This is a genomic window from Pandoraea pulmonicola, from assembly GCF_000815105.2.
Lineage (GTDB): Bacteria > Pseudomonadota > Gammaproteobacteria > Burkholderiales > Burkholderiaceae > Pandoraea > Pandoraea pulmonicola.
Map to the genome: position 1 here is coordinate 2,689,827 of NZ_CP010310.2, position 23,448 is coordinate 2,713,274.

At 66.6% G+C, this 23,448-nt stretch carries 18 protein-coding genes; 11 read left to right on the forward strand and 7 right to left on the reverse strand.

All coding sequences use genetic code 11. The annotated features are described in order from the left end of the window. Positions 1-72: 72 nt before the first annotated feature. The 5 genes from RO07_RS11890 to RO07_RS11910 all read left to right on the forward strand — a co-directional run bounded on the left by RO07_RS11890 (position 73) and on the right by RO07_RS11910 (position 6,820). Positions 73-1,491 (forward strand): PelD GGDEF domain-containing protein, encoded by a 1,419-nt coding sequence (locus RO07_RS11890; protein WP_039410950.1) that lies wholly within the window; start codon positions 73-75, stop codon positions 1,489-1,491. An 82-nt stretch (positions 1,492-1,573) separates the two neighbouring features. Next, complete coding sequence (locus RO07_RS11895; protein WP_052267215.1) at positions 1,574-2,638, forward strand: hypothetical protein; 1,065 nt, start codon at positions 1,574-1,576, stop codon at positions 2,636-2,638. A 5-nt stretch (positions 2,639-2,643) separates the two neighbouring features. Continuing rightward, on the forward strand, positions 2,644-4,320 hold the full coding sequence (pelF, locus tag RO07_RS11900) for a GT4 family glycosyltransferase PelF (protein WP_084072848.1): 1,677 nt from the start codon (positions 2,644-2,646) through the stop codon (positions 4,318-4,320). Further along, entirely contained in the window at positions 4,320-5,696 is a 1,377-nt protein-coding gene (gene pelG, locus RO07_RS11905) for an exopolysaccharide Pel transporter PelG (protein ID WP_039410952.1), read from the forward strand. The genes pelF and pelG overlap by 1 nt, the downstream gene beginning before the upstream one ends. 353 nt (positions 5,697-6,049) lie before the next feature. Further along, a complete protein-coding gene (locus RO07_RS11910; protein ID WP_039410954.1) occupies positions 6,050-6,820 on the forward strand; it encodes a ferredoxin--NADP reductase in 771 nt (256 codons plus the stop codon). Between the two features lie 101 nt (positions 6,821-6,921). Here RO07_RS11910 and RO07_RS11915 read toward each other — a convergent pair whose 3' ends face one another. From RO07_RS11915 to RO07_RS11945, 7 genes are all read right to left on the reverse strand, one after another. After that, on the reverse strand, positions 6,922-9,147 hold the full coding sequence (locus tag RO07_RS11915) for a TonB-dependent siderophore receptor (protein ID WP_237171425.1): 2,226 nt from the start codon (positions 9,145-9,147) through the stop codon (positions 6,922-6,924). A gap of 117 nt (positions 9,148-9,264) precedes the next feature. After that, a complete protein-coding gene (locus tag RO07_RS11920; protein ID WP_039410957.1) occupies positions 9,265-10,872 on the reverse strand; it encodes a PepSY-associated TM helix domain-containing protein in 1,608 nt (535 codons plus the stop codon). A gap of 10 nt (positions 10,873-10,882) precedes the next feature. Continuing rightward, positions 10,883-11,137, reverse strand: coding sequence for a hypothetical protein (locus tag RO07_RS11925; protein WP_039410959.1), 255 nt, complete (start codon positions 11,135-11,137; stop codon positions 10,883-10,885). After that, positions 11,127-11,405, reverse strand: a complete 279-nt coding sequence (locus RO07_RS11930) for a hypothetical protein (RefSeq protein WP_039410961.1) — start codon at positions 11,403-11,405, stop codon at positions 11,127-11,129. Before RO07_RS11930 ends, RO07_RS11925 begins: the two co-directional genes overlap by 11 nt. Positions 11,406-11,745: 340 nt before the next feature. Then, the gene (locus RO07_RS11935; protein ID WP_052267216.1) at positions 11,746-12,840 is read right to left on the reverse strand and encodes a fatty acid desaturase family protein; all 1,095 of its coding nucleotides are present in this window, start codon (positions 12,838-12,840) and stop codon (positions 11,746-11,748) included. A gap of 103 nt (positions 12,841-12,943) precedes the next feature. Further along, positions 12,944-13,330 (reverse strand): helix-turn-helix domain-containing protein, encoded by a 387-nt coding sequence (locus tag RO07_RS11940; RefSeq protein WP_039410963.1) that lies wholly within the window; start codon positions 13,328-13,330, stop codon positions 12,944-12,946. Next, a complete protein-coding gene (locus RO07_RS11945; protein ID WP_039410965.1) occupies positions 13,323-15,635 on the reverse strand; it encodes an FdhF/YdeP family oxidoreductase in 2,313 nt (770 codons plus the stop codon). Before RO07_RS11945 ends, RO07_RS11940 begins: the two co-directional genes overlap by 8 nt. A gap of 202 nt (positions 15,636-15,837) precedes the next feature. On the opposite strand from RO07_RS11945, the gene RO07_RS11950 reads away from it, so the two are divergent. From RO07_RS11950 to RO07_RS11975, 6 genes are all read left to right on the forward strand, one after another. Beyond that, entirely contained in the window at positions 15,838-16,911 is a 1,074-nt protein-coding gene (locus tag RO07_RS11950) for a substrate-binding domain-containing protein (protein ID WP_039410967.1), read from the forward strand. Positions 16,912-17,169: 258 nt separating this feature from the next. Next, entirely contained in the window at positions 17,170-17,652 is a 483-nt protein-coding gene (locus tag RO07_RS11955; protein ID WP_039410968.1) for an NAD(P)H-dependent oxidoreductase subunit E, read from the forward strand. Next, positions 17,645-19,285 carry a formate dehydrogenase beta subunit gene (locus tag RO07_RS11960; RefSeq protein WP_039410970.1) on the forward strand — a complete coding sequence of 547 codons (1,641 nt, stop codon included), beginning with the start codon at positions 17,645-17,647 and terminating at the stop codon, positions 19,283-19,285. The genes RO07_RS11955 and RO07_RS11960 overlap by 8 nt, the downstream gene beginning before the upstream one ends. 30 nt (positions 19,286-19,315) lie before the next feature. Then, positions 19,316-22,201 carry a formate dehydrogenase subunit alpha gene (gene fdhF / locus RO07_RS11965; protein WP_039410972.1) on the forward strand — a complete coding sequence of 962 codons (2,886 nt, stop codon included), beginning with the start codon at positions 19,316-19,318 and terminating at the stop codon, positions 22,199-22,201. 30 nt (positions 22,202-22,231) lie between these two features. Continuing rightward, positions 22,232-23,146 carry a formate dehydrogenase accessory sulfurtransferase FdhD gene (fdhD, locus tag RO07_RS11970; protein ID WP_084072573.1) on the forward strand — a complete coding sequence of 305 codons (915 nt, stop codon included), beginning with the start codon at positions 22,232-22,234 and terminating at the stop codon, positions 23,144-23,146. Between the two features lie 43 nt (positions 23,147-23,189). Then, positions 23,190-23,432 carry a formate dehydrogenase subunit delta gene (locus RO07_RS11975; RefSeq protein ID WP_039410974.1) on the forward strand — a complete coding sequence of 81 codons (243 nt, stop codon included), beginning with the start codon at positions 23,190-23,192 and terminating at the stop codon, positions 23,430-23,432. Positions 23,433-23,448: the final 16 nt, after the last annotated feature.

Sequence of the window (23,448 nt, forward strand, 5' to 3'; positions counted from 1 at the left end):
GCTGCTGCCAACCTGGCACCCGGGCCAACCGGCCGCACGACCCGGCTGAACTCATTTTTCCGCGAGCGCCACGTGACCACCGCCACGCCAGAAGACGCCGAACCGGCACGCAACGCGCCGTCGTCCGTCCGCGTACGCCGCTCGCAGCCGCTCGGCAATCTCGGGCGATGGGGGCGATGGATCGCCCCGGCCATGGCGCGCCCCTTCGCGCTGCTCGAAGTCGTGGGCGGCACGGCGTTGGCGGTTTTCGTCGCCTGGCGGCTTCGCCCCGACGATCCCCTGTTGCTCACCACGCAGTTCCCATGGCTGTGGCTCGTCGCACTCGTCTGTGCGCTGCGTTACGGATCGCTCGCCGGCGTGGCGAGCGCGCTGGTGCTCGTGACCGGCTGGTACGGCCTGTGCGCGCGAGCAGGGACGCCGTTTCCCACGGTGCACTTCGCCGGCGGCACGATCGTCGCGCTGATCGCCGGCCACTTCTGCGACATCTGGTCGAACCGGGCGCATCGTGCGCAGGGCATCAATGCGTACTACAGCGACCGACTCGTGGCCATCACGCACAACCACTACCTATTGCGCGTCTCGCACGAGCGGCTGGAGCGCGACCTGCTGGCCCGGCCGGTGACGCTGCGCGACGCGCTCACCCGCCTGCGCGATCTGACGTCGCGACGGGCAGGGGACCTCCACACGCTCGGCAGCGGCTTGCCGAATGCGCAGCCGATGCTCGAGTTCGCCGCGCTCACCTGCCAGATCGAGGTCGCTTCGCTCTTTCCGGTACGCGCCGGACGGCTCGTGCCCACGGCCATCGCCCGCGTCGGCGAAGGCTTCGAGCCGAACCCGGACGACCCGCTCGTGCAGCATTGCCTACGTGACGGCACACTCGCCCACGTGCGCGCAGACGACGCGGCGAGCGACACCAGCCCCTGTCTCGCCTGCGCGCCGCTGCTCGATGGCGACGGCACGCTGGTGAGCCTGCTGATCGTGCGCCGCATGCCGTTTCTGGCGCTCAATCACGACAATCTGCAACTGCTGCTCGTTTTGCTTGCGTACTATGCCGATGGCGTGGCGCATCAGCCGCTGGTGGCGAGCGTGCGCGAATTCGTGCCGCAGGCCCCCTACGACTTCGCACTCGAACTCGGCCGTCTCGCGCGACTCAAGCGCGCGAGCGGCATCGAATCGTCGCTGGTCGCGCTGGCGTTCCCGCGCGGCGCGCGGGGCGACTCGCTGTTCGAGCAGACGGTGCGCCAGCGTCGTGCGCTCGACGCCCTGTGGACCATCGGCACGCCGCGCCGCCAGATCGCGATCGCGCTGATGCCCATCACCGACGAGCATGGCATCGACGGCTATTTGATGCGTGTCGAGAACCTGCTGCGCCAGCAGTACGACGTCGATTTCGAGCGCGGCCACATCGCCGTTCACACGGCACACGTGGACCCCGATTCGCCCGGCGAGGGGCTGCTCAAGCTCGTGGAGCGATGCGTCGACCATGGCTGAGCTGCGACCCGGGAGCCCGCGCACGACCTCACGCTGGCATGCGCGCCGCAGCGGCCGCAGTGGAGTGAGGCGCGGTCTCCGTGTGCTGCGATGGCTGGCGCTGCTGGGCGTTGCCGTGCTGGCCATCGGATGCCAGGCGCATGCGTTGACACTCGTATTGACGACCGACGCGGTTGCCGGTCTGCAGGGCGCACCCTCGGCGCTCCCCGTGCCGCTCGCCTCATCCGGTTCGCTGCCGATCGTGCTGGCATGGCAGGCCGTGACGGCGTCGCTGGCCGGAATCTTCATGACGCACGTGCTGCCGCCAGACTATCGCGACCGGCGCGGCGTTTTCGTGCACGTGGCACTCATCGTCTTTTTTCTTCCGATGGCCGGGCTTGCGGTGATGTTCGGCGTGCTGCTGCTCGGCTACCTGTTCCCGCCGCCGCGCGAAGCGCGGGAAGCGCTGCACGTGAGCAAGCCCGGCTTCGTGTCGCATCTCGTGGCGCGGGTCCGGCACGGTGCAGGGATGCGGTTGCGCGCGCGCCTGCGCAACTTGCGGGGCGAGCGCGACGACCGCGTCGCGGCGCTCGTTTCCGTGCAGGCACTGCCCTCGCGCGTGACGAGCGAGATCGCGCGCGATCTGCTCGCCGATCCGGTCGAGGAGGTGCGCCTGCTCGCCTACGGCATTCTCGACGGGCTGGAAAAGCGCATCATGCAGCAGATCTTCGTCATGCGGGATCGCCACGAGGGCGCGCAGGACGACGACGAACGCGCACACGCCGCCCGGCGACTTGCGCAACTGTACTGGGAGCTGATCTACCAGAACCTGGTGCGCGGCGAAGTGCTGCGCTTCACGCTGGAGCGCGTCGAGACGTTCGCCCGCAACACGCTGGAACAGTACGAGGACGACGCGTCGATGTGGTACCTGCTCGGTCGTTGCGCGCTCATGCGCGAGCAGTCCGATGCCGCCGAGATGTATCTGCGGCAAGCGCAGTTCCACAGTTTTCCGGCGGAGCGGCTGCTGCCATGGCTGGCGGAAGCGGCGTTCCAGAAGCGGCGCTACGACCGCGTCTCGCAACTGCTCGAGGGCATCGGCGCGAATGCCGTGACCGGGGCCGCCGCGTCGCAGGTGGTGCAGCCCGCCGTGCGTTTCTGGACGCGGTGATGGCGATGGCCGACGATTTCGCGTCCTCCTCATCCTCGGCGCCACGCGCCGACGTATCGAGCGCCTTTGTCGCCGACGTCGCACTACTGCTCGAAGGCACGTTCCCGTACGTGAGGGGTGGCGTGTCGTCCTGGGTGGACCAGCTCATCCGCGCATTCCCGGATTTGACGTTCGCGGTCGTGTTCATCGGCAGCCGCCGCGACGACTACGGCGAACCGGTCTACATCATGCCGCCGAATGTCACGCATTTCGAGGCTCATTATCTCTACGAGCCGCAGGCGGCGTCGACGGTGGGCGAACGCACCGAGCGCACGTCGCCGGGGCGTGCGGGGCCGGACGAGCCCGCAGCCTTCGCGGATGTCGCCCGGATGCACGACCTGTTTCGACATCACCACGCGTCGCTCGCCGGCGATGGAGGCCCGAGCAACGAATCGACGAGCGCCGGGGACGATAGTTTGCGCGGCGTGCTGTCGCGAATCCTGCCGAAATTGCAGGACGGCCAGACGCTTGCGCAAACGGCGTTCCTGCATAGCGAAAGTGCGTGGACGTTCATTACCGCGCGGTATGAGCGGTACTGCCACGATCCGTCCTTCACCGACTACTTCTGGACCGTGCGCGCAATGCACCAGCCGATCTGGCAACTGGCGCGGATCGCGCACGCCCTGCCGCCGGCGCGGATGTATCACACGGTGTCCACCGGCTATGCCGGGCTGTTCGGCGCCTTGCTGCGGATACGCACTGGCCGGCCATTGCTCGTGACCGAGCACGGCAGCTACACGAAGGAGCGCAAGCTCGATCTGCTGCAAAGCGAGTGGCTGCGCGACAACCGGGGACCGTTCGAGCGCGACATCTCGCGCGTAGGCTATTTCCAGAATCTGTGGATGCGCTTCTTCGAGGCCATCGGCCGCGTGTGCTACGACACGGCCGACGAGATCGTCGCGCTCTACGAGGGCAACCGCCGACGGCAGGTGAGCGATGGCGCGCCGGCCGGGAAGACCCGCGTCATTCCCAACGGCGTGGACATCGCGCGCTTCGCGGCGTTGCGCCTGTCATTGCCTGATCCGTCGCGCGAGACCGGCTCTCGGGCCGAGGACGCGGACATCCCCCCCGTCGTTGCCCTGGTCGGGCGTGTGGTGCCGGTCAAGGACATCAAGACGTTCCTGCGCGCGATCTTCATCGCGTATCGCGAACGTCCGGACGTACAGGGCTGGATCGTGGGTCCGGACACCGAGGACCCGGCCTACGCGCAGGAGTGCCGTGACCTCGCGGCCAGTCTCGGCATGGAGTTTCAAGTGCGTTTCATGGGCTATCGCGCCGTCGAGTCGGTGCTGCCGCAGATCGGCGTTCTGGCGCTGTCGTCCGTCTCCGAAGCCTTGCCGCTGGTCATGCTCGAGGCGGCCGCCGCGGGCGTGCCGGTCGTGGCCACGGACGTCGGCGCATGCCGGCAACTGATCGAGGGAGAGGGCGACGAGGATCGTGCGTTGGGTCGTGCGGGGCGGGTCGTGCCGATGGCCGATCCGGAGGCGCTCGCCAGGGCCATCGTCGACGTTCTGGAACCCGCCGAATGGCATGCCGCCCGTCGTGCCGGCATGGCCCGCGTCGAACGCTACTACCGGCTCGACATGATGCGCGACGCCTATCACACGTTGTATCGCCGCTGGATGGCGGGGAGCGCCGACTGATGGCCGGTATCGGTTTCGAACTGCGGCGTCTGCTGCGCAGCGATACGCTCACGGGCGCGCTGGCCGCCTACAGCTATGCGGGCATCATCAGCGCCGGGCCGCTGGTGCTGTCGATGGTCGGTGTCGTTCTGGTCGGGCTGATGAGCCTGGCGAACGTCCATCCGCAACAGGTGCTCACGCAATTCCAGGTCTCGGTCACGTACCTGATCGCGTCGAGCGTGATTGCCACCGGCCTCATCCAACTCGCCTTCACGCGCTATTTGAGCGACAGGCTGTTCGCGGGCGAGCCGCAGGCCGTGATGCCGTCCTTCAACGCGGTCACGCTCGTCACGACGGTCGTGCTGGGCGCCATCGGCCTAGCGCTGTCGGAGACGATCTTCGCGAACCAGCCGCTACCGTATCGCTGGCTGATGTGGATTGGCTTCGTGCTGCTGGGCAACCTGTGGATCGTGGTGCTGTTTCTCACCAGCGTGAAGCAATACCGGGCCATCCTCGGCGTATTTTGTGTGGGCTACAGCCTGTGCGTGGTCAGCGCCGTGCTGCTCGGGCGCTACGGCCTCACGGGGTTGCTCGGCGGCTTCGTGATCGGCCATACGTGCCTGCTGCTGGGCCTCACAGCCATCGTGGTGCGTCAGTACCGTACGGTGACATGGTTGTCGTGGAAGGTCTTCGCGCCGCGCAATCTTCGGCTGTCGCTGGTCGGTGTCGGCGTGTGCTTCGGTCTTGGCGTATGGATCGACAAGCTGATCTTCTGGGCGTCGCCGGCGACCGGCATGGCGGTCATCGGCCCGCTGCGGGCGGCGCCGATCTACGATCTGCCGGTCTTTCTCTCGTACCTTTGCGTGATTCCGGGCATGGCGGTGTTCCTGCTGCGCATCGAGACCGATTTCGCCGAAGCTTACGCGGGTTTTTTCGACGCGATCCGTCACGGCGGTACGCTGCGGCAGATCTCGGCCTCGCGCGTGCTGATGGTGCGTGCCGTACGCACGGGGCTCCACGAGATACTGAAGGTGCAGGCGGTGGTGACGCTGCTCGTCTTCGCGTTCGGCGACGACTTGCTGCGGCTCGTCGGCATGCCGTCGGCCTGGCAGCCGCTGTTGCGTGTCGATGTCATTGCGGCGGGGCTGCAGGTGCTGCTGCTGGGCGTGCTCAACGTGCTGTTCTATCTGGACCGGCGGCGCGACGTCCTGTTGCTCACCGGTCTGCTGGTGGTGCTGAACGCCTCGCTCACCTGGGCTACGCTGCACTACGGCCCGGCGCTGTACGGTTACGGATTCGCCCTGGCGCTGCTGTGCGTGCTGCTGCTCGGCGCCCACCGGCTGGCGCGCCGGCTCGCTGCGCTCGAATACGATACCTATATGGGGCAGCAGGGATAAGCCGGCGCGTCCGGCCGGCGGCGTCCATGGCGGCGACATCGGCGAATCCTATGCCAATCCGGCCGGCCCGCAGGCGTGCGCGACCGGGCGCTGGCAGCATCAGAACCCTGACGGATATCAATAACCACGCCGAAAAACCCCGCGTGTCCGCAGGGGACAAATGAAAGCCATTCCCAATTGGGGTAAAATAGTCGGGTTTTCCCGCCCTCGACCGAAAGTGAGTGCACCTGATGCACCTGGGGCCGGACATCGGGGCCATCACGGACGGCCCGCGCAGGTGCACCCCAGGCAGTTGGTACCCTTCCGGCCCGGCGCGTGCATCGCGCCGCCCTCCGTCAAACGTCAACGCGAATATGAGTTCACAGAATCAACAGACCGTGCTGGAAGTCCACCACTGGACTGATACGTTGTTCAGCTTCAAGACCACGCGCGATGCGTCGTTCCGCTACGTCAACGGCCAGTTCACGATGATCGGGCTGGAAGTCGAAGGCAAGCCGCTGCTGCGTGCCTACAGCATGGCGAGCGCCAATTACGAGGAAGAGCTGGAGTTCCTGAGCATCAAGGTGCAGGACGGCCCGCTGACCTCGCGTCTGCAGAACATCAAGCCGGGCGACAAGGTGATCGTGGGTCGCAAGCCGACCGGCACGCTCATCAACGACAATCTGCTGCCGGGCAAGAACCTCTATCTGCTTTCGACCGGCACGGGCCTCGCGCCGTTCATGAGCATCATCCGCGACCCGGAAGTCTACGATCGCTACGAGCACATCATCCTCGTGCACGGCTGCCGTTTCGCCAGCGAACTGGCGTACCGCGAACTGATCACGCAGCATCTGCCCGAGCACGAGTACCTCGGGGAGTACGTCCGCGACAAGCTGATCTACTATCCGACGGTCACGCGCGAAGAGTTCGAGAATCAGGGCCGGATCACGGAACTGGTCGAGTCGGGCAAGATCTTCACGGATATCGGCCTGCCGGAGTTCTCCCCGGAACACGATCGCGTGATGCTGTGCGGCAGCCCGGCCATGCTCAAGGACACGCGCGAGCTGCTGGAAAAGCGCGGCTTCGTCGAGGGTCACAACCATGCGCCGGGGCACTACCTCGTCGAGCGCGCGTTCGTGGGCTGAGCCCCGCGCCCGGGATCGTACGCCCGGTGAGGGCAACGAAGAAAGGCCGCTCACATTCTGAGCGGCCTTTTTTCATGCCTTCATCCTGGTTCCCGGTTCCGTCAGAAGTCCATCGTCGCGCTGGCCAGGAACGTGCGGGTCGAGCCAGGCAGCACGAAGCCGTTGTATGTCGTTGTCCAGTAGCGCTTGTCCGTCAGGTTGTTGACGGCCGCGCGCAGCACCACCGACTTGCCGGCGATACGCGTGGCGTACTTGGCCGACAGATCGATCGTGGTGTAGGCGGGCACCGAGATCGTGTTGGCGGCATCGACTTCCTGCTGGCCGGTCACCTTCACGCCGGCGGCCAGGGTCAGGCCGCGCACGAACGGCGTGTCGTACTCGACCCGGCCGGTCACGACATAGCGCGGCGTGGCGAAAATGCGCTTGCCCGAGACCACCGGATCGTCGACGTCGACGGCCTTGGTGTTGAGCAGCAGCACGCCGCCAATGACGCGCCAGTTGCGCGCCAGGCGCACCCAGCCGCTGGCGTCGAGTCCCTGGAAGCGCTGCGTGCCGTCCTGCACGTAATAGCCCGACTGATTGGTGTAGCCGTAGCCGCGCTCCACGCGGAACAACGCAAGGTTGGCGCCCCACGTGTCCTTGTCCGCCTTCCAGCCCACTTCGTATTGCTTGCTGGTGAGCGGGCCGAACGTCTGCCGATAGTTCTTGTCCGTCACGCCGGCCGAACCGCCCGGTTCCATCGACTCCACATAGCTCACGTAGGCCGTCGAATCATTGTCGGTCTTGTACATCAGCGCGGCCGTCGGCGAGACGGGCTTGGCGCGGTAGGACGCCGTCGTCTGCGCACTGATGTCGTACACGTCGTCGTGGAACTCGGTGTAGCGCAGGCCGGCCAGCACCGAAATGCGTGAGGTAATGCCGATCGTGTCACTCGCGTAGATCGCGCGCTGCGAGATCTTCTCGCTGCGGAACGGCTGATAGTCCAGCCCGATGTCCTGGTTCGGCAGCAGCGAGGGGTTGTAGATGTTGCTGGTACCGAGCGAGATGCCGTTGCCGCCGATGCCGTTGTCGTTGAGCTTCGTCTGGCTCTGATAGCCCACGCCGAACACCACGTCGTGCTTGAGCGGGCCGGTGCTGAACTTGCCCTGCACCATGCCATCCCACGCCTGATAGTAGTAGGCCGTCTTCCACTTGTACTGCGTGTCGGCATAGTCGCCGGCGGCGTTGAGCACCGACAGGAAGCTGTCGCCGTTAAGGCGATTCTGGCGTGCGAAGCGATACTTGAAGTTCGCCTTCCACTGATCGTTGATGCGGTAGTCCACCGACGTGCCCGCGGAGAGCGTGTCGCCTTCGTAGTACGTGAACGGCTGGGCGAGGTTGCGCGCGACCTTGTTCGCGTCGGCCACCGCGCCGGCGCCGCTGAAATTCATGCCGAACAGTGTGCCCGTGGTCTGGCGCTTCCAGTACATCACGTCGGCGCCGATCGTCAGGTCGGGCGTGACGCGGAAATCGGTCGCGAACGAGAAGGTCTTGCGGCGCACGTGGTTGTTCGGCTCGGCGGTGTTGCCTTCCTCGTTGACGAGGTTCAGGCGGTAGCCGAAGCGGTTGTCCGGACCGAAGCGGCCGCCGAGGTCGACCTTCTGGCTCCACACGTTACTTGCTTCGTAGCCGACGGAGAACTGGCGCAGCGGTTCGTCGGTCGGGCGTTTGAGCACGTAGTTGATGATGCCGCCCGGTGCGCCGAAGCCGTACATGAATCCCGACAGGCCTTTGAGAAGCTCGACCTGCTCGAACGGCTCGAGCGGGATGTCCGCCTGCCATGTGACGAAGTTCTGCCCGTCCACTTTCGTGCCGTCGAGCATGTCGACACGGATGCCGCGCACTGCGAAGTACGAGTTTTCATTGCGCTTGTTTTCCGAGAGCGTGGTGACGGACGGATCGTACTTGAAGGCATCCATCGCGGTCTGCGCCATCTGGTTCTTGATCTGCTCGCTGTTCACGGCCGTCACCGAGAACGGCGTGTCGACGGCGCGGCGCGCACCGAGCGCGCCGCTCGAGACGCGCTCGACCTTGACATCGTCATCGCGCCCGGCGGACACGGTGGTGGCGGGCAGGGCGGCCGCCGGAGCGTTCGCCGCCGGCTGCGAGTCTTGCGCTTGCTGTGCGAAGGCGCTGCCGGAAGCGAGCGAGAGCGAGGCGGCACAGACGGCGAAGACGCCGGCAACGGCGCGCGTCATGGACGAAGGCGAGGGCTGACAGAGCGTCGGGGCATGCGCGGCGCGCGTGCGGGCAACGCCGCAGCCTGCGAACGGACGGTGGTGCAACATCGGTGTGAATCTCCCTTGTGTAAAACGACGTGTGTGCGGGTCTTCCTGTGGGGGCGTAGCGGTGCGTACGGGAAGCGAACGTCGTTTATCGACGAGGTTCGCCATTCCCGCCGCTCGTCAGCTCTGCGCGGGGTCCGGCTGCTCGGGCAGCGCTGTCGTTTGGGTCGAGGCGCTCTGTTTCGCGGCGCGCGCAACCGCGGGGTGGGCCCAGACGCTGTTCGGATCGCCGAACCGCGCCCGTCGCCATGTGGCGCGCGCAAACAGCGCGAAGATCGCGGCGCATGCGATCGCGACCAGATCCACGCCGGCGAGCACCCAGTCGCCGCTGGCCATCGTGCGCAGCAGATTGTCCGGGGTGACGAGTGCATCGACGGTGGGAATGGCGAGGCACACGAGCGCCGTCGCGATCAGCAGGCCGGTGGCGGCCACGGCCGGTGCGCACAGTGCCGCGAAGGCGAGCGAGACGACGAGCGTGCCGGCGAAAACGGAGATTGCCGTCATGCCTGGCGCGACGACGGCCCCCACGAACGCGACGGCGATACCCAGGCACGTGCCGAGGAAAACGCCCGCGGTGGCCTTGGCCATCCAGCGCAGGTTGGCCGGTTGGATGGCGGCGTTTCGCTTGCGGCGCGACTCCAGCCAGAGCAGATTGCCGCTGTAGACGAGCACCGCGCCCATCAATCCGAGGACGAAGTACACCCAGCGCATGGCGTCGCCCGCGAAGTTGCCGAAGTGTGCGCCGTAGATCATGCTCAGCACGGCGTGGTTCGTGTCGCGGACGCCCGGGCTGTGCTGGCCGACGATGGCGCCATCGTTCAGGCGAACGGACACGGCGCCGAACACGCCGAGCGAGTCGCGCGCCTCGCCGTAGACTTCGGCCACGGCGTCGGGCTTGCCGTAGCGCGTCCATGCCACTGCGGTCGTTTCCATGTCGGGCGCGGCATGTTCGGCGCGCGCGAGCACGGCGCTCAGATCGAGCGGCTTGCCGTCGACCGGCGCGATCTTCGCGGGCACCGATCCTGTGATCTGCGGGATCTGCGACATCAGCTTGCTCTCGAACGTCACCACGTTGAACGCCATCATCAGTGGCAGGCTCAGGCAGAGCAGCGCGCCCGTGAGCGCGAAGACGATATGGAACGGCAGACTCAGCACGCCGATGGCATTGTGGGCGTCTTGCCAGAAGCGCTTGAGATTGCGCCCCGGGCGCAGTGCGAAGATGTCGCGCGTCACGCGCGGCAGATGCACGATGACGCCCGAGATCAGCGCCATGCCGTAGAACAGCGATACCACGCCCATCAGATACAGGCCGTAGTTCGGGATCGACAGCGAGTAATGCAGTGCATTGATGGTGCTCGACAGGCCAGGACGTGCGTCGCCGACCGTGAGCGACGGCCCGTCGGCGCCGGCGTTCAGATTCAGCCGCGCCTGCATCCATTCGCCGTTGGGTTCCTGCCAGTAGGCGAATGGCGTGGGGGAGTGGTTCGGCAGCACTACACCCATCTGCTCGCGGGCGGCCGGGTACTTCTCGCGCACGAGTTCGGCGAGCCGCTCGGTCTGGGCGAGCGAGAGCGGCGCGTGGCGCGTTGCCGGTTGCTCCCAGCGTTCGATCTCGTGATGAAAGACGGTCAGGGCGCCGCCAAGCATGGCAACAAACAGGGCGAAGCCGGCCACGATGCCGGCCCACGTGTGAACACTCAGATATTGACGCAGGGTTTGCGCGCGCATCGGTCGATCCTTACCAGACGGTACGCGCCAGCAGGAGCGCGGCCCATGCGACGAGCGTGGTGGCGCCGAGGCCGACCCACGCGCGCATGGCGGTGCGGCTCGCGTAGACCACGGCGAACAGGCCGAGCCACGCGAGCGGGAAGAGGGCGATGACGGGGATGACGGCCGTTTGCCAGCCGGCGGGCGTCAGATAGGCGATGGCGCCACACAGGGCGATCGCGGCGAAGAAACCGAGCACGAGGCCCGCGACGGTTCTACTCCACATGGGCGTCTCCGCGTAGCCAATGCCAACCGCCGGCGGCGTATGGCCAGAACAGGAGTCCGAAGCAAAGCGACGCGATCGCGGCGGCGATGCCGGCCGACGGTCCGGCCGCCAGCCACCAGCAAACGAGGCACGCGACGGCAGCGGCCAGCGACAGGGCCCGCGCAGGTTGCGCGGGCAAGCGTTGCGCGCGAAGGCGCTGGTGTTCGGAGGTGAGGTAGCAGGCACCGCCTGCCAGCCATGCCAATGCAATGGCCGATGCAATCAACATGCTTGCGAATCGCTGAAAGTGAGGCCCGGCAAATGAGTGCACCGCTGTTGGGGGCGGTGCACTGCCAAGGCAAATCCATACGCGGTTTCGTTGACGCGCCTACCCTCATCCTGGTCGATGAATGAGGACGTAAACGTTAACGAAAACGATTCGCATTTATATCATGTTTTGGGAAAAATCTGAAATAGTCGGGCGCGAGTTCGAACATGCATCGTTGTGCCATGCGTGTCTGGCGCGGTGTTGAGACAACGGCGCGCGAGGCGCCGTTGCGCGTCCGGTGGCACGGAACCGGCTGCCCCGGCTTTCCGACGACCGAGCGGATCGAACGAGGGGTGGGCGATTAGCCCGGCGTGACGAGGGGGCCGAGCGTGTTGGCGCGCAGCGGGCTGCCGAACTGGCGGAAGACGGCGCGCCAGTAAGCGATTGTCGGACCGGCGCTCGGCTGGGCGGCATCGATGGCGGGGAGCATATGCCAGGGGGCCGTCGGGTAGAGATGGTGCACGCGATGCAGGTGCTGATTGAGCAGTAGCGCACGCCCCAGCGCCAGTGCATGGAAATTGCGCGAGCGGCCCGGCTCGTCCATTGCCACGCCGTAGTGCGGCAGGTTGTCGGCGATCGACAGCCATATGCCACGCGCGGCGAACGTGGCGACGAATACCGGCCACCAGGGACCGTATGCCCAGATGGCGAGCGCGAGGGCGACGATCAACAGCGCGAAGTCGCGCCGGATGCGCCGACGGCGGACCGGGTCCGAGGCGAACATGATCACGCGACGGCGCACATCCTCGTCCTGCACGTCGTTGCCGAGCGCCGTCAAGGCCAGCGCTGGTAGGCGGCGTACCGGCACCCAGGCGACGAGCGGCGCGAACAGTTCGGCCAGCCACATACCGCCCAGCAGCCGGGATTGATAGCCCGTCCATGCGCGCACGCGCGCCATCGTCGATGCGTTTTCGGGCAGCGTCGAGATGTCCGGGCGGTCGTAGGGCTGGCGGGTGAAGCGGTGATGCATCAGATGGCCAAAGCGCATGATTTCGTAGGGCAGGCCGAGCAGCACGGCAAGCATGCGGCCGGTCTGCTCGTTGGCACGCGCTTTCAGGCACAACTGGCCGTGAATCGATTCGTGAACGAGGCCCCAGTGCATCGGCGTGAGCAGCAGCACGGGCAGCAGCGACCAGGCCGCGATGTCGCCCCATTGACGCAGGGCCCAGCCCAGCCCGAACCACTGCCAGAGCCCGGTCAGTCCGGTGAGCGAGATGAGCCAGGGGTTCCAGCGCGACGGCCGGCTGTGCCGCCACAGGGCAGGCGACGGGGTGAGCGAGGCGCCGTCGGCGTCTGCACTGCCCGGCGCCGTGTGCGGCGGACGATGCGAGGAAGAGGAATCTGCGTCTGGCGTGGCGGGGTCGATCTGTGTCGGATGCGCGACGACATTCTCCATGGGGTCTCCGGGGCGAGATGGCCGTGAGTCATCCGCCCTCCCGCACATTGGCAGGAGGGGGGCACGGCGACGACGGAAGTGTATGCCGCGACCCAGGATGGAATTATGTCAGTGTCGTTGCAATGCCTTGCATCAGTCTGTCGTGTTGCGCGCGACCCGCGTCGGTCAGTCGGGCGAGACGTTGGCCGCGCCCGTCTTCGGGCGCGCTTTCCTCCGTGTTCTCCGTGTTTCGCGCCGCGTTTTCCGCCGCCACCCCCACCGCCACCCAGCCCACACCGGACAGCACGCTCAGATAGCGCAGCAGGGCGCTCATGGGTAACCCGCTGCGCTTGGCCAGACGCGCCAGCGACATGGTTTCACGTCCTTCGTGACGACGGCCTTCGGCGAGCGTGTGGAGTACGCGCGCGAGATCCTGCGTCGCCCGATCGATGCCGTCGTCGGGTGCGTGAGGTGCGTGCGGTGCGTGCGGGGCCGCATGACGCTCAACCACCGCGCCGCTCCAGCAACACCGGCACGGACTTCGACGTGGGCGTGCCGGCGCCATCGACCGTCGCGTCGAGCGGCACCAGTCCGTTCGTCTCCGGGTAATAAGCGGCGATGCTGCCGCGCGGGATGTCGTACGCCACGAGCAGGAAGTCTTCGGCACGACGCTCGATACCGTCGTTCCAGATGCCCACGAGGTCGACACGCTCGCCGGCGCGCAGGCCGCGGGCATCGAGATCCGCAAGGTTGGCGAAGACCACGCGCCGCTGTCCGAAGACGCCGCGATAACGGTCGTTGAGCCCATAGATCGTGGTGTTGTACTGATCGTGCGAGCGAATCGTGGCCAGTTGCAGCACGTCGGCCCCGCGTGCGCCGGCCTGACGGCGTGCGGTGTCGATGGGCATTTCCCGCGGCAGCGGGTGAGTCGTGAAGTTGGCGCGTCCGTTGGCGGTGAGCCAGCGGCGTTGCGACGGCGGGACATCGAGGCGGAAGCCGCCCGGATGTCGCACGCGACGATTGAAGTTCGCGAAGTCGTCGAACGTGGCGGCGATCCCGTCGCGAATGCGATCGTAGTCCGCAACGAACCAGTGCCAGTCGTCGTGCCCGCCCGGTGCGCGGCCCAGCGTGGCCTGTGCGATGCCGGCGACGATCGCGGGCTCCGAGCGCAGATGCTCGGACGCCGACGCATTGATGCCATACGACAGATGCACCATGCTCATCGAGTCTTCTACCGTCACGCCCTGAACGGCGCCGTCCTGCATGTCGATTTCAGTGCGCCCGAGGCAGGGCAGGATCAGCGCTTCGCGTCCGTGCACGAGATGGCTGCGATTGAGTTTCGTCGCCACGTGGACGGTCAGATCGCAGCGGCGCAGTCCCTCCCACGTGCGCGGCGTGTCGGGCGTCGCCATCGCGAAGTTGCCGCCCATGCCGATGAAGACCTTGATGCGGCCCTCGAGCATGGCGGCGATCGTGTCGACGACACCGAGTCCTTCCTTGCGGGGCGGATTGAAATCGAACGCCTTGCCGAGGCGGTCGAGAAACGCGGCCGACGGCTTTTCATTGATGCCGACCGTGCGGTCGCCCTGGACGTTGCTATGCCCGCGTACCGGACACAGGCCCGCGCCGGGGCGGCCGATGTTGCCGCGCAGGAGCATCAGATTGACGATCATCTGGATCGTCGCCACCGCATGCTTGTGTTGCGTGATGCCCATGCCCCAGGTGGCGATGACGCGCTCGCCGCGCAGATAGACGTCGGCAATCTGGCACATCTGTGCCTGCGACACGCCCGACGCGCGCTCCAGGTCGTCCCAGCGCTCGGCGCGCACGTCGGCCGCGAATGCCTCGAAGCCGTGAGTGTGCTCGGCGATGAAGGCGTCGTCCAGCAATGCCGGCAGGCCGTCGGCGCGCGCCTGGGCGTCGCGCTCCAGCACATGCTTGATCACGCCCTTCACGAAGGCGAAGTCGCCGCCGTTCGCGGGGGTGACGTAGTGGCCGCTGATCGACGTGCCACTCATGCTCAACATCTCGGTCGGACTTTGCGGGTCTGCGAAGCGCTCCAGGCCGCGCTCGTGCAGCAGATTGACGGAGACGATGGTCGCGCCGCGGCGCGCGGCCGCGCGCAATTCGCCGAGCATGCGCGGATGGTTGGTGCCGGGGTTCTGGCCGAACAGCAGCAGCGTGTCGGCCTGCTCGAAGTCGTCGAGCGTCACCGTGCCTTTGCCCAGCCCCACGACCGGCGGCAGGCCGACGCTGGTCGGCTCGTGGCACATGTTCGAGCAGTCGGGGAAGTTGTTCGTGCCGTACTGGCGTACGAAGAGCTGATAGAGGAACGCGGCCTCGTTGCTCGTGCGACCGGAAGTGTAGAAGGCCGCCTGGTCGGGGTCGGGCAGCGAGCGCAGATGGTTGCCGATCAGCGCGAACGCGTCGTCCCACGCGATCGGCACGTAGTGATCGGTGGCGGCGTCGTAGCGCATCGGATGCGTGAGGCGGCCGTAGCCTTCGAGCGTGTAATCGTCGCGGGTGAGGAGTTCGGCCACGCTGTGCGTGGCAAAGAACTCAGGGGTGACGCGCCGCTTCGTGGCCTCGGCGGCGACCGCCTTGGCGCCGTTCTCGCAAAACTCGAACGTCGACGCATGCTCCCGGTCCGGCCAGGCGCAGCCCGGGCAGTCGAAGCCGCTGGGTTGATTCGCGCTGAGCAGTGTGCGGGCGCCTTTGAGCGGAATGCCCTGCGTGACGAGTTGAATGGCGACGTTTCTGAGCGCGCCCCAACCGCCGGCGGGGCGGTCGTAAGGTGCAATTTTGGGGGCTGACATGAGGCGGGTTCGGACGGAAGTGGTGGCGGTGAAAAGCGTTGCTTGACATCAAATAGGCAAATTAATGCATAATTCGATGGTGTTGTAACGAGGTGTTGGCGATGATGTCCGCACAAATCACCTTGAATAATCGATGTTGTAGGCATCTTATCAGGATTTTGCATAGATCGATTTATGCAATGAATAGCATAAAGGTGAGTCCATGAAGCGAATCTCCATCGCGCCGCAATTGCGTTTCCGCCACGATGGCAGCGACCTCCCGCTCGACAAGGTGCTGTCGCTGCTCGCGCAGGTGCAGGCGCACGGCAATTTGCAGGCGGCCAGCCAGGCGCTCGGACAGTCGTACCGCGGGGCCTGGGGGCATGTGAAGGAGATCGAGACGCTCATGGGCGCGCCGCTGCTCACGATGGCGCGCGGACGCGGCGCGGTGCTCACGCCGCTCGCTCAGCGCCTGCTGTGGGGACAGAAGCGTTTGCAGGCGAGGCTCGGGCCGCTCCTGGAGACGATGGCTTCGGAACTGCAGACGGAGCTAGACGACCTGCTGCTGCAGAACAGCGACCAGTTGCGGCTCTTTGCCAGTCACGGGCTCGCCGTGGCGGCGCTCGTCGAATTTGCCGGCCGCGTCGGACTGCCTGTCGAGGTGAGCTACCGTGGCAGCATGGAGGCGATTGCCGCGCTCGCGAAGCACGAATGCGAGGTGGCAAGCTTCCATGTCCCCATCGGCGCGCTGGCCGAGCCGGTGCTCGACCAGTACATGCCGCTGCTCAAGGGTAAGGCGTACCGGGTCGCCGACGTGGCGTCGCGCCGGCTCGGGCTGATTGTCGCGCGCGGCAACCCGCTCGGCATCCGAACCCTTGCCGATCTGCCGCGTACCGGCGCGCGCTTCGCGAACCGGGAGCGCGGCTCGGGAACGCGCATCATCTTCGATCTGTTGCTCGTGCGTGACGGGATCGATCCGTCGGCCATTGCGGGGGCGGAGAATATCGAGTTCACGCATGCGGCCGTGGCCGCCTATATCGCCAGCGGCCGTGCTGACGTCGGCCTCGCCATCGAAGCGGCGGCGAGCCAGTTCGGGCTCGACTTCATTCCCATCCTCACCGAGCGCTACTGCCTGATGTTCCCCGAGAGCGCCGCAGACTCGCCGCATTTGCGCGGGCTGCTGGAAATCCTGCAAAGCGGTGAGTATCGGCAAGCCGTTCACGCGATTCCCGGTTACAGCGAAGCGGAGACCGGCAGGGTGACGTCGTTGTGGGAGGCATTCCCGTCTTTGGGGTGAAAATTTCATATGCTTTGTGTTGCATATGAAGTGCGCGTGAGAGCACACCCTTCGAAGCCCCGGCCAGCGTGGGTTGCGGCTGTCCGGCATGCTGCTGTGCAGCAATGTGAGTAGGTGAGGCGCCATCGGTATTTCCACGAGGCTTGTTGGCACGCGCCGTTTGGACTAATGTCCTAAGTGCTGAGCCCCAAAAAACGGGCCGTCATCATATGCAAAGAGAAACATATGAGGCGCCGTTTGCCCCAGGAGACTTTCGAGATGGTGTCCACACCTCACGCGACGCTCGCGACGCTGCTGGCCCGCCACGCCGGCCGCGCACACGAGTTGTTGCCGCTGCTGCATGCATTGCAGGACAGCGAAGGCTATATCGATCCGGCGCATGTGCCGGCCATCGCTGCCGCACTGAATCTGTCTCGCGCCGAAGTTCACGGCGTCATCACGTTCTACCACCACTTCCGTAGCGCGCCACCGCCGCCGACCATCGTTCAGATGTGTCGCGCCGAGGCGTGTCGCAGCCGCGACGGGGAGGCGCTCGTCGCGCACGTCGAAGCCTGCACCGGCGCGAGGATCGATGGCGAGCCCTGTGGGGGCGTCGGCATCGAGTCGGTGTACTGCCTCGGGCAATGCGCGTTGTCGCCCGCGGTGACCATCAACGGCGAGCTGCACGCCCGCGTGAGTCCCGCACGCTTCGACGCCTTGCTGGCCGAAGCCATCGACGACAAGGAGGGTGCGCATGTCTGAGGCTTCCGGACGCACGATTTACCGTATCTACATTCCGCGTGATTCGGCGGCGCTCGCGGTAGGCGCCGATCGGCTGGCGGCGGCGGTTGCCGCCGAAGCGATCCGACGCGGTATCGCCGTCGACATCGTCCGCAACGGTTCGCGGGGGTTGTTCTGGCTGGAGCCGTTGGTGGAAGTCGAGACGCCTGCCGGCCGCATCGGCTACAGCAACGTGCAGGCCGCGCAGGTGAGCGCGTTGTTCGACGGCGATTGGCCGGCCTGCGCGGCGCAGGACGCCGCGCAAGTCCCGGCTGCGCAAACCCCCGATGGAAGCTGGGGCGCCGCCATTCCCGCGTGTGTGGGCGTGGTCGATGCGATTCCCTATCTGGCGCGCCAGCAGCGTCTGACGTTTGCTCGCGTTGGCGTGACGAATCCGCTGGACGCCCCGGAGTACGAGGCACACGGCGGTCTGGCAGGTCTGCGTGCCTGTCTCGCGCTCGACGCCGAGGCCGCATGCCAGACGGTGCTCGACTCCGGCTTGCGCGGGCGCGGCGGCGCGGCCTTTCCCGCCGGGATCAAGTGGCGCACCGTAAGCCGTGTCAAGGCGCCGCGCAAGTACGTCGTCTGCAACGCCGATGAAGGCGACTCGGGTACGTTTGCCGACCGGCTCGTCATGGAGAGCGACCCGTTCGTGCTGATCGAAGGCATGATCATCGCGGCGCTGTCCGTGGGCGCTGGCGAAGGCATCATCTACGTGCGCAGCGAATATCCGCACGCCATCGCGGCGCTGGAAGCCGCCATCGCCATCGCGCGTCGCGAAGGCTGGCTCGGGGAGGACGTGCTCGGCTCGGGGCGCGCCTGCGAACTGCGCGTGGCGAAGGCGGCCGGCGCCTACATCTGCGGCGAAGAAACCGCGTTGCTCGAAAGCCTCGAAGGCAAGCGCGGGGTGGTGCGTGCGAAGCCGCCGATTCCCGCGCTCTCCGGACTGTTCGGCGCACCCACGCTCATCAACAACGTGATCACGCTCGCCAGCGTGCCGTTCATCTTCGCGCACGGCGCACAGACCTATCGCGAGTACGGCATGGGCCGCTCGCAAGGGACGTTGCCGGTGCAACTCGCGGGCAACGTCCGTCGCGGCGGACTGGTGGAGTTGGCGTTCGGCGTGACATTGAACACCTTGCTCGACGACTTCGGCGGCGGCACGGCGAGCGGCCGTCCGGCCAAGGCGATCCAGGTGGGCGGGCCGCTGGGCGCCTATCTGCCGCGTGAGCAATGGGATGTGCCGCTCGACTACGAGGCCTATGCCGCGCTCGGGGCGGTGCTCGGGCATGGCGGCGTGGTCGTGCACGACGACACGGCCGACATGGCGGCGCTCGCGAGTTACGCGATGGCGTTCTGCGCACTGGAGTCGTGTGGCAAGTGCACGCCGTGCCGCATCGGCTCGACGCGCGGTGTCGAGGTGATCGAACGGATCCGTCGTGGCGATACCTCCGCGCGCCAGGTGCAACTGCTGCACGATCTCTGCGACACGATGGTCTCGGGGTCGCTGTGCGCCATGGGCGGCATGACGCCGTTCCCGGTGCGCTCGGCGCTCGAACATTTCCCGGCGGATTTCGGTCTGCCCGATGGCGCCGGATGCGCCGAAGCCGCCTGACGCGCAAGCGCCGGGCAGGGAGGACGACACATGATTCATCCGAACGCATACGTCACGCCGGGCCACGACCGGGACATGGGCACGCCGCCGCGCGAGAGCGAGGTGGGCGTCACGCTGGAGATCGACGGTCGGACGGTCACCGTGCCGGCTGGCACGTCGATCATGCGCGCCGCCGCGGGCGGCGACGTCAACATCCCCAAACTCTGCGCCACGGATTCGCTCGAGCCGTTCGGCTCCTGCCGGCTGTGCCTGGTCGAGATCGAGGGGCGCCGCGGCTATCCCGCGTCGTGCACCACGCCGGTGGAGTCGGGCATGAAGGTGCGCACGCAGTCGCCCAGGCTTCAGGACCTGCGCCGCAACGTAATGGAGCTCTACATCTCCGATCACCCGCTCGATTGCCTGACGTGCGCCGCCAACGGTGACTGCGAGCTGCAGGATATGGCGGGCGTGACGGGACTGCGCGAGGTGCGCTACGGCTTCGACGGCGAGAACCATCTCAACAGCGCCAAGGACGAGTCGAACCCGTATTTCACCTATGACCCGTCGAAGTGCATCGTGTGCAATCGCTGTGTGCGCGCATGCGAAGAGACGCAGGGCACGTTTGCGCTGACGATTTCGGGGCGAGGCTTCGAGGCGCGCGTCTCGGCCGGCCAGGACCAGCCGTTCATGGACTCCGAGTGCGTCTCGTGCGGCGCGTGCGTGGCCGCGTGCCCGACGGCTACGCTGCAGGAGAAAACTGTCATCGAGATGGGCCAGCCCGAACACGCCGTCGTGACGACGTGTGCCTATTGTGGCGTGGGCTGCGCGTTCAAGGCGGAAATGAAGGGCGGCGAGGTCGTGCGCATGACGCCGTACAAGGACGGTCGCGCCAACGAGGGCCACGCTTGCGTGAAGGGCCGCTTTGCGTGGGGCTACGCGACCCACAAGGAGCGCATCACCAAGCCGATGATCCGCAGCCGGATCACCGATCCGTGGCGCGAGGTGTCGTGGGATGAGGCGCTCGACTACGCCGCGTCGGAGTTCCGCCGCATTCAGGCGAAGTACGGGCGCGATTCCATCGGCGGCATCACGTCTTCGCGTTGCACGAACGAGGAGACGTACCTCGTGCAGAAGCTCGTGCGCGCGGCGTTCGGCAACAACAACGTCGACACCTGCGCGCGCGTTTGCCATTCGCCGACCGGCTATGGCCTGAAGCAGACGCTCGGCGAGTCGGCCGGCACACAGACGTTCAAGTCCATCGAGCATTCGGACGTGATCCTCGTGATGGGCGCGAACCCGACCGACGGTCACCCGGTGTTCGCCTCGCGGCTCAAGCGCCGCGTGCGCGAGGGCGCGAAGCTCATCGTGATCGATCCGCGCCGCATCGACATCGTCGACGGTCCGCACATCAAGGCGGCGTTCCATCTGCCGTTGCGCCCGGGCACCAACGTGGCCATGGTCAACGCCATCGCCCATGTGATCGTCACCGAAGGACTGCTCGACGAAGCGTTCATTGCCGAGCGTTGCGAAGATCGCGCCTTCGCGCAGTGGCGCGAGTTCGTGGCGCAACCTGAGAATTCGCCCGAGGCCGTGGCCGTCGTGACAGGGGTGGACGCCGAGCAGATTCGCGGCGCGGCGCGTCTGTATGCGACCGGTGGCAATGCCGCCATCTATTACGGCCTGGGCGTGACCGAACACGCGCAGGGCTCGACCACGGTCATGGGCATTGCCAACCTGGCGATGGCCACGGGCAACGTGGGGCGCGAAGGCGTGGGCGTGAATCCGCTGCGCGGGCAGAACAACGTGCAGGGGTCGTGCGACATGGGCTCGTTCCCGCACGAGTTGCCCGGCTATCGGCACGTGGCCGACTCGTTGGTGCGCGGCGAATTCGAAGCGGCCTGGGGCGTCACGCTGCAGGCCGAGCCGGGGCTGCGCATTCCGAACATGTTCGACGCGGCGATCCATGGCAGCTTCAAGGGGCTGTACTGCCAGGGCGAAGACATCGTCCAGTCCGATCCGAATACACAGCACGTGGCCGCCGCGATGGAGGCCATGGAGTGCATCGTCGTGCAGGACATCTTCCTCAACGAGACGGCCAAGTACGCCCACGTGCTGCTGCCCGGCACGACGTTCCTCGAGAAGGACGGCACGTTCACGAACGCCGAGCGCCGCATCTCGCGTGTGCGCCGCGTGATGGCGCCCGTGCCCGGCATGGCCGACTGGGAGGTGACGATCGCGCTGGCCGGGCGCCTCGGTTACGAGATGCCGTATTCGCATCCGTCGGAGATCATGGACGAGATCGCGCGTCTCACGCCGACGTTCCGGGGCGTGAGCTATGAAAAGCTCGATCGGATGGGCAGCCTGCAGTGGCCGTGCAACGAGGACGCGCCCGACGGCACGCCGATCATGCACGTGGACAGTTTCGTGCGCGGCAAGGGACGCTTCATCATCACGCGTTACGTCCCGACCGACGAAAAGGTCACGCCGCGCTACCCGTTGCTGCTCACCACGGGCCGCATCCTCTCGCAATACAATGTCGGGGCGCAGACGCGCCGCACGCACAACGTCCACTGGCACGACGAAGACCGGCTCGAAATCCATCCGCACGACGCGCAGGAGCGCGGCATCAAGGATGGCGACTGGGTCGGCATTCGCAGCCGTGCCGGCGAGACGGTGCTGCGAGCGTTGATCAGCGAGCGAATGCAGCCGGGCGTGGTGTACACGACCTTCCACTTCCCCGAGTCGGGGGCGAACGTCATCACCACCGACAACTCGGACTGGGCGACCAATTGTCCCGAGTACAAGGTCACGGCCGTACAGGTATTGCCGGTGGTGCAGCCGTCGGCATGGCAGGCGAAGTATTCGACGTTCAACCGCACGCAGCTCGAATTGCTCGATGCGGCCCGTAACCCGTCCGAGCCGGTTTCGGCGAAGTAGGGCGGCGATCTCCGGAGTTCGTGTTTGACGATGTCCAACCCTTTGCGCGATCGGCAGTCCGGTCGCGACGCTTTTCCCGACGGCAAGCCGGTCGGCGCCGCCTGCGACGTGGCGCCCGCCGCGCTCGATCCGGAAAATCTGACGACGCATGCGTCTTTCGACGTGCGCCGCTTCCGCCATGGCGCATGGCAACACGCTGGCGACGAACTGGCGGAAGAAGTGCCCGTGGCGCTGGAGTTCAATGGCATCTCCCACGTGGTGATGCTTGCGAGCCCCGCGGACATCGAAGACTTCGCCTTTGGCTTCGCCCTGTCCGAAGGGATTCTGAACGATCGGCGCGAGTGCTACGGCGTCGACGTCTCGGCGACGACGCAGGGCATCACCGCCCATCTTGAGGTGTCCTCGCGCGCCTTCGCCGGTCTCAAGGCGCGTCGGCGCAATTTGACGGGGCGCACCGGCTGCGGCCTGTGCGGCACGGAGAGTCTGGATCAGGTCTTGCGGCCGCTGCCGACCGCGGGCGAGCCACTGCGTGTGTCGCACGCGGCGCTCGCGGCGGCGCATGCCGGCCTCGCGGCGCATCAACGGCTCAACGCCGTGACCGGCGCGGTTCACGGCGCGGCATGGTGCTCGCCGCAAGGCGAAATCCTCTGCTTGCGCGAGGACGTGGGGCGTCACAACGCGCTCGACAAGCTCATCGGCGCGCTCGCGCGCCAGGATCTCCGATTCGATGGCGGCTTCGTGCTCATGACGAGCCGGGCGAGCGTGGAAATCGTACAAAAGGCCGCACAGGTCGGCATTCCGATGGTGGCTGCCGTGTCGGCGGCCACGGCGCTGGCCGTGCGCACGGCGGCGGCGGCCGGCGTCACGCTCGTGGGATTCGTGCGTGGCGAGCAGTGCGTCGTCTATACCGGTGGGGCGGCGCTCGACGGCGGCGCCCGGGCATAGGCAATCGGCATGGCAACGCAGCAACGTAGGAGCGAAACACTCGATGGACGGCAATAACCTCGTGCGTATGGCCAATCGCATCGCCGACTTCTTCGAATCCCTGCCGGATCGCGAAGAAGCCATGGCCGAAGTCGCAGCGCATCTGCACAAGTTCTGGGATCCGCGCATGCGTGCCCAGATTCTGGCGCTGGCCGAGACGCCGGCAGCCAACGACATGCATGCACTCGTTCGTGAAGCGCTGTCCCGCCACCGCGAGCGCCTCACGCCCGCCACCGCCGTGTCGTGATCGCCGCACCGCGAGA

Excerpts from the sequence above, each read along its gene's own strand:
- RO07_RS11945 (WP_039410965.1), bottom strand. The coding sequence starts at position 15,635 with ATGTCAGCCCCCAAAATTGCACCTTACGACCGCCCCGCCGGCGGTTGG.
- RO07_RS11910 (WP_039410954.1), top strand. The coding sequence starts at position 6,050 with ATGAGTTCACAGAATCAACAGACCGTGCTGGAAGTCCACCACTGGACT.
- RO07_RS11950 (WP_039410967.1), top strand. The coding sequence starts at position 15,838 with ATGAAGCGAATCTCCATCGCGCCGCAATTGCGTTTCCGCCACGATGGC.
- RO07_RS11975 (WP_039410974.1), top strand. The coding sequence starts at position 23,190 with ATGGACGGCAATAACCTCGTGCGTATGGCCAATCGCATCGCCGACTTC.
- RO07_RS11920 (WP_039410957.1), bottom strand. The coding sequence starts at position 10,872 with ATGCGCGCGCAAACCCTGCGTCAATATCTGAGTGTTCACACGTGGGCC.
- RO07_RS11960 (WP_039410970.1), top strand. The coding sequence starts at position 17,645 with ATGTCTGAGGCTTCCGGACGCACGATTTACCGTATCTACATTCCGCGT.
- RO07_RS11915 (WP_237171425.1), bottom strand. The coding sequence starts at position 9,147 with ATGTTGCACCACCGTCCGTTCGCAGGCTGCGGCGTTGCCCGCACGCGC.
- RO07_RS11955 (WP_039410968.1), top strand. The coding sequence starts at position 17,170 with ATGGTGTCCACACCTCACGCGACGCTCGCGACGCTGCTGGCCCGCCAC.
- fdhD (WP_084072573.1), top strand. The coding sequence starts at position 22,232 with ATGTCCAACCCTTTGCGCGATCGGCAGTCCGGTCGCGACGCTTTTCCC.
- RO07_RS11925 (WP_039410959.1), bottom strand. The coding sequence starts at position 11,137 with ATGTGGAGTAGAACCGTCGCGGGCCTCGTGCTCGGTTTCTTCGCCGCG.
- pelG (WP_039410952.1), top strand. The coding sequence starts at position 4,320 with ATGGCCGGTATCGGTTTCGAACTGCGGCGTCTGCTGCGCAGCGATACG.
- pelF (WP_084072848.1), top strand. The coding sequence starts at position 2,644 with ATGGCCGACGATTTCGCGTCCTCCTCATCCTCGGCGCCACGCGCCGAC.
- RO07_RS11930 (WP_039410961.1), bottom strand. The coding sequence starts at position 11,405 with ATGTTGATTGCATCGGCCATTGCATTGGCATGGCTGGCAGGCGGTGCC.
- fdhF (WP_039410972.1), top strand. The coding sequence starts at position 19,316 with ATGATTCATCCGAACGCATACGTCACGCCGGGCCACGACCGGGACATG.
- RO07_RS11935 (WP_052267216.1), bottom strand. The coding sequence starts at position 12,840 with ATGGAGAATGTCGTCGCGCATCCGACACAGATCGACCCCGCCACGCCA.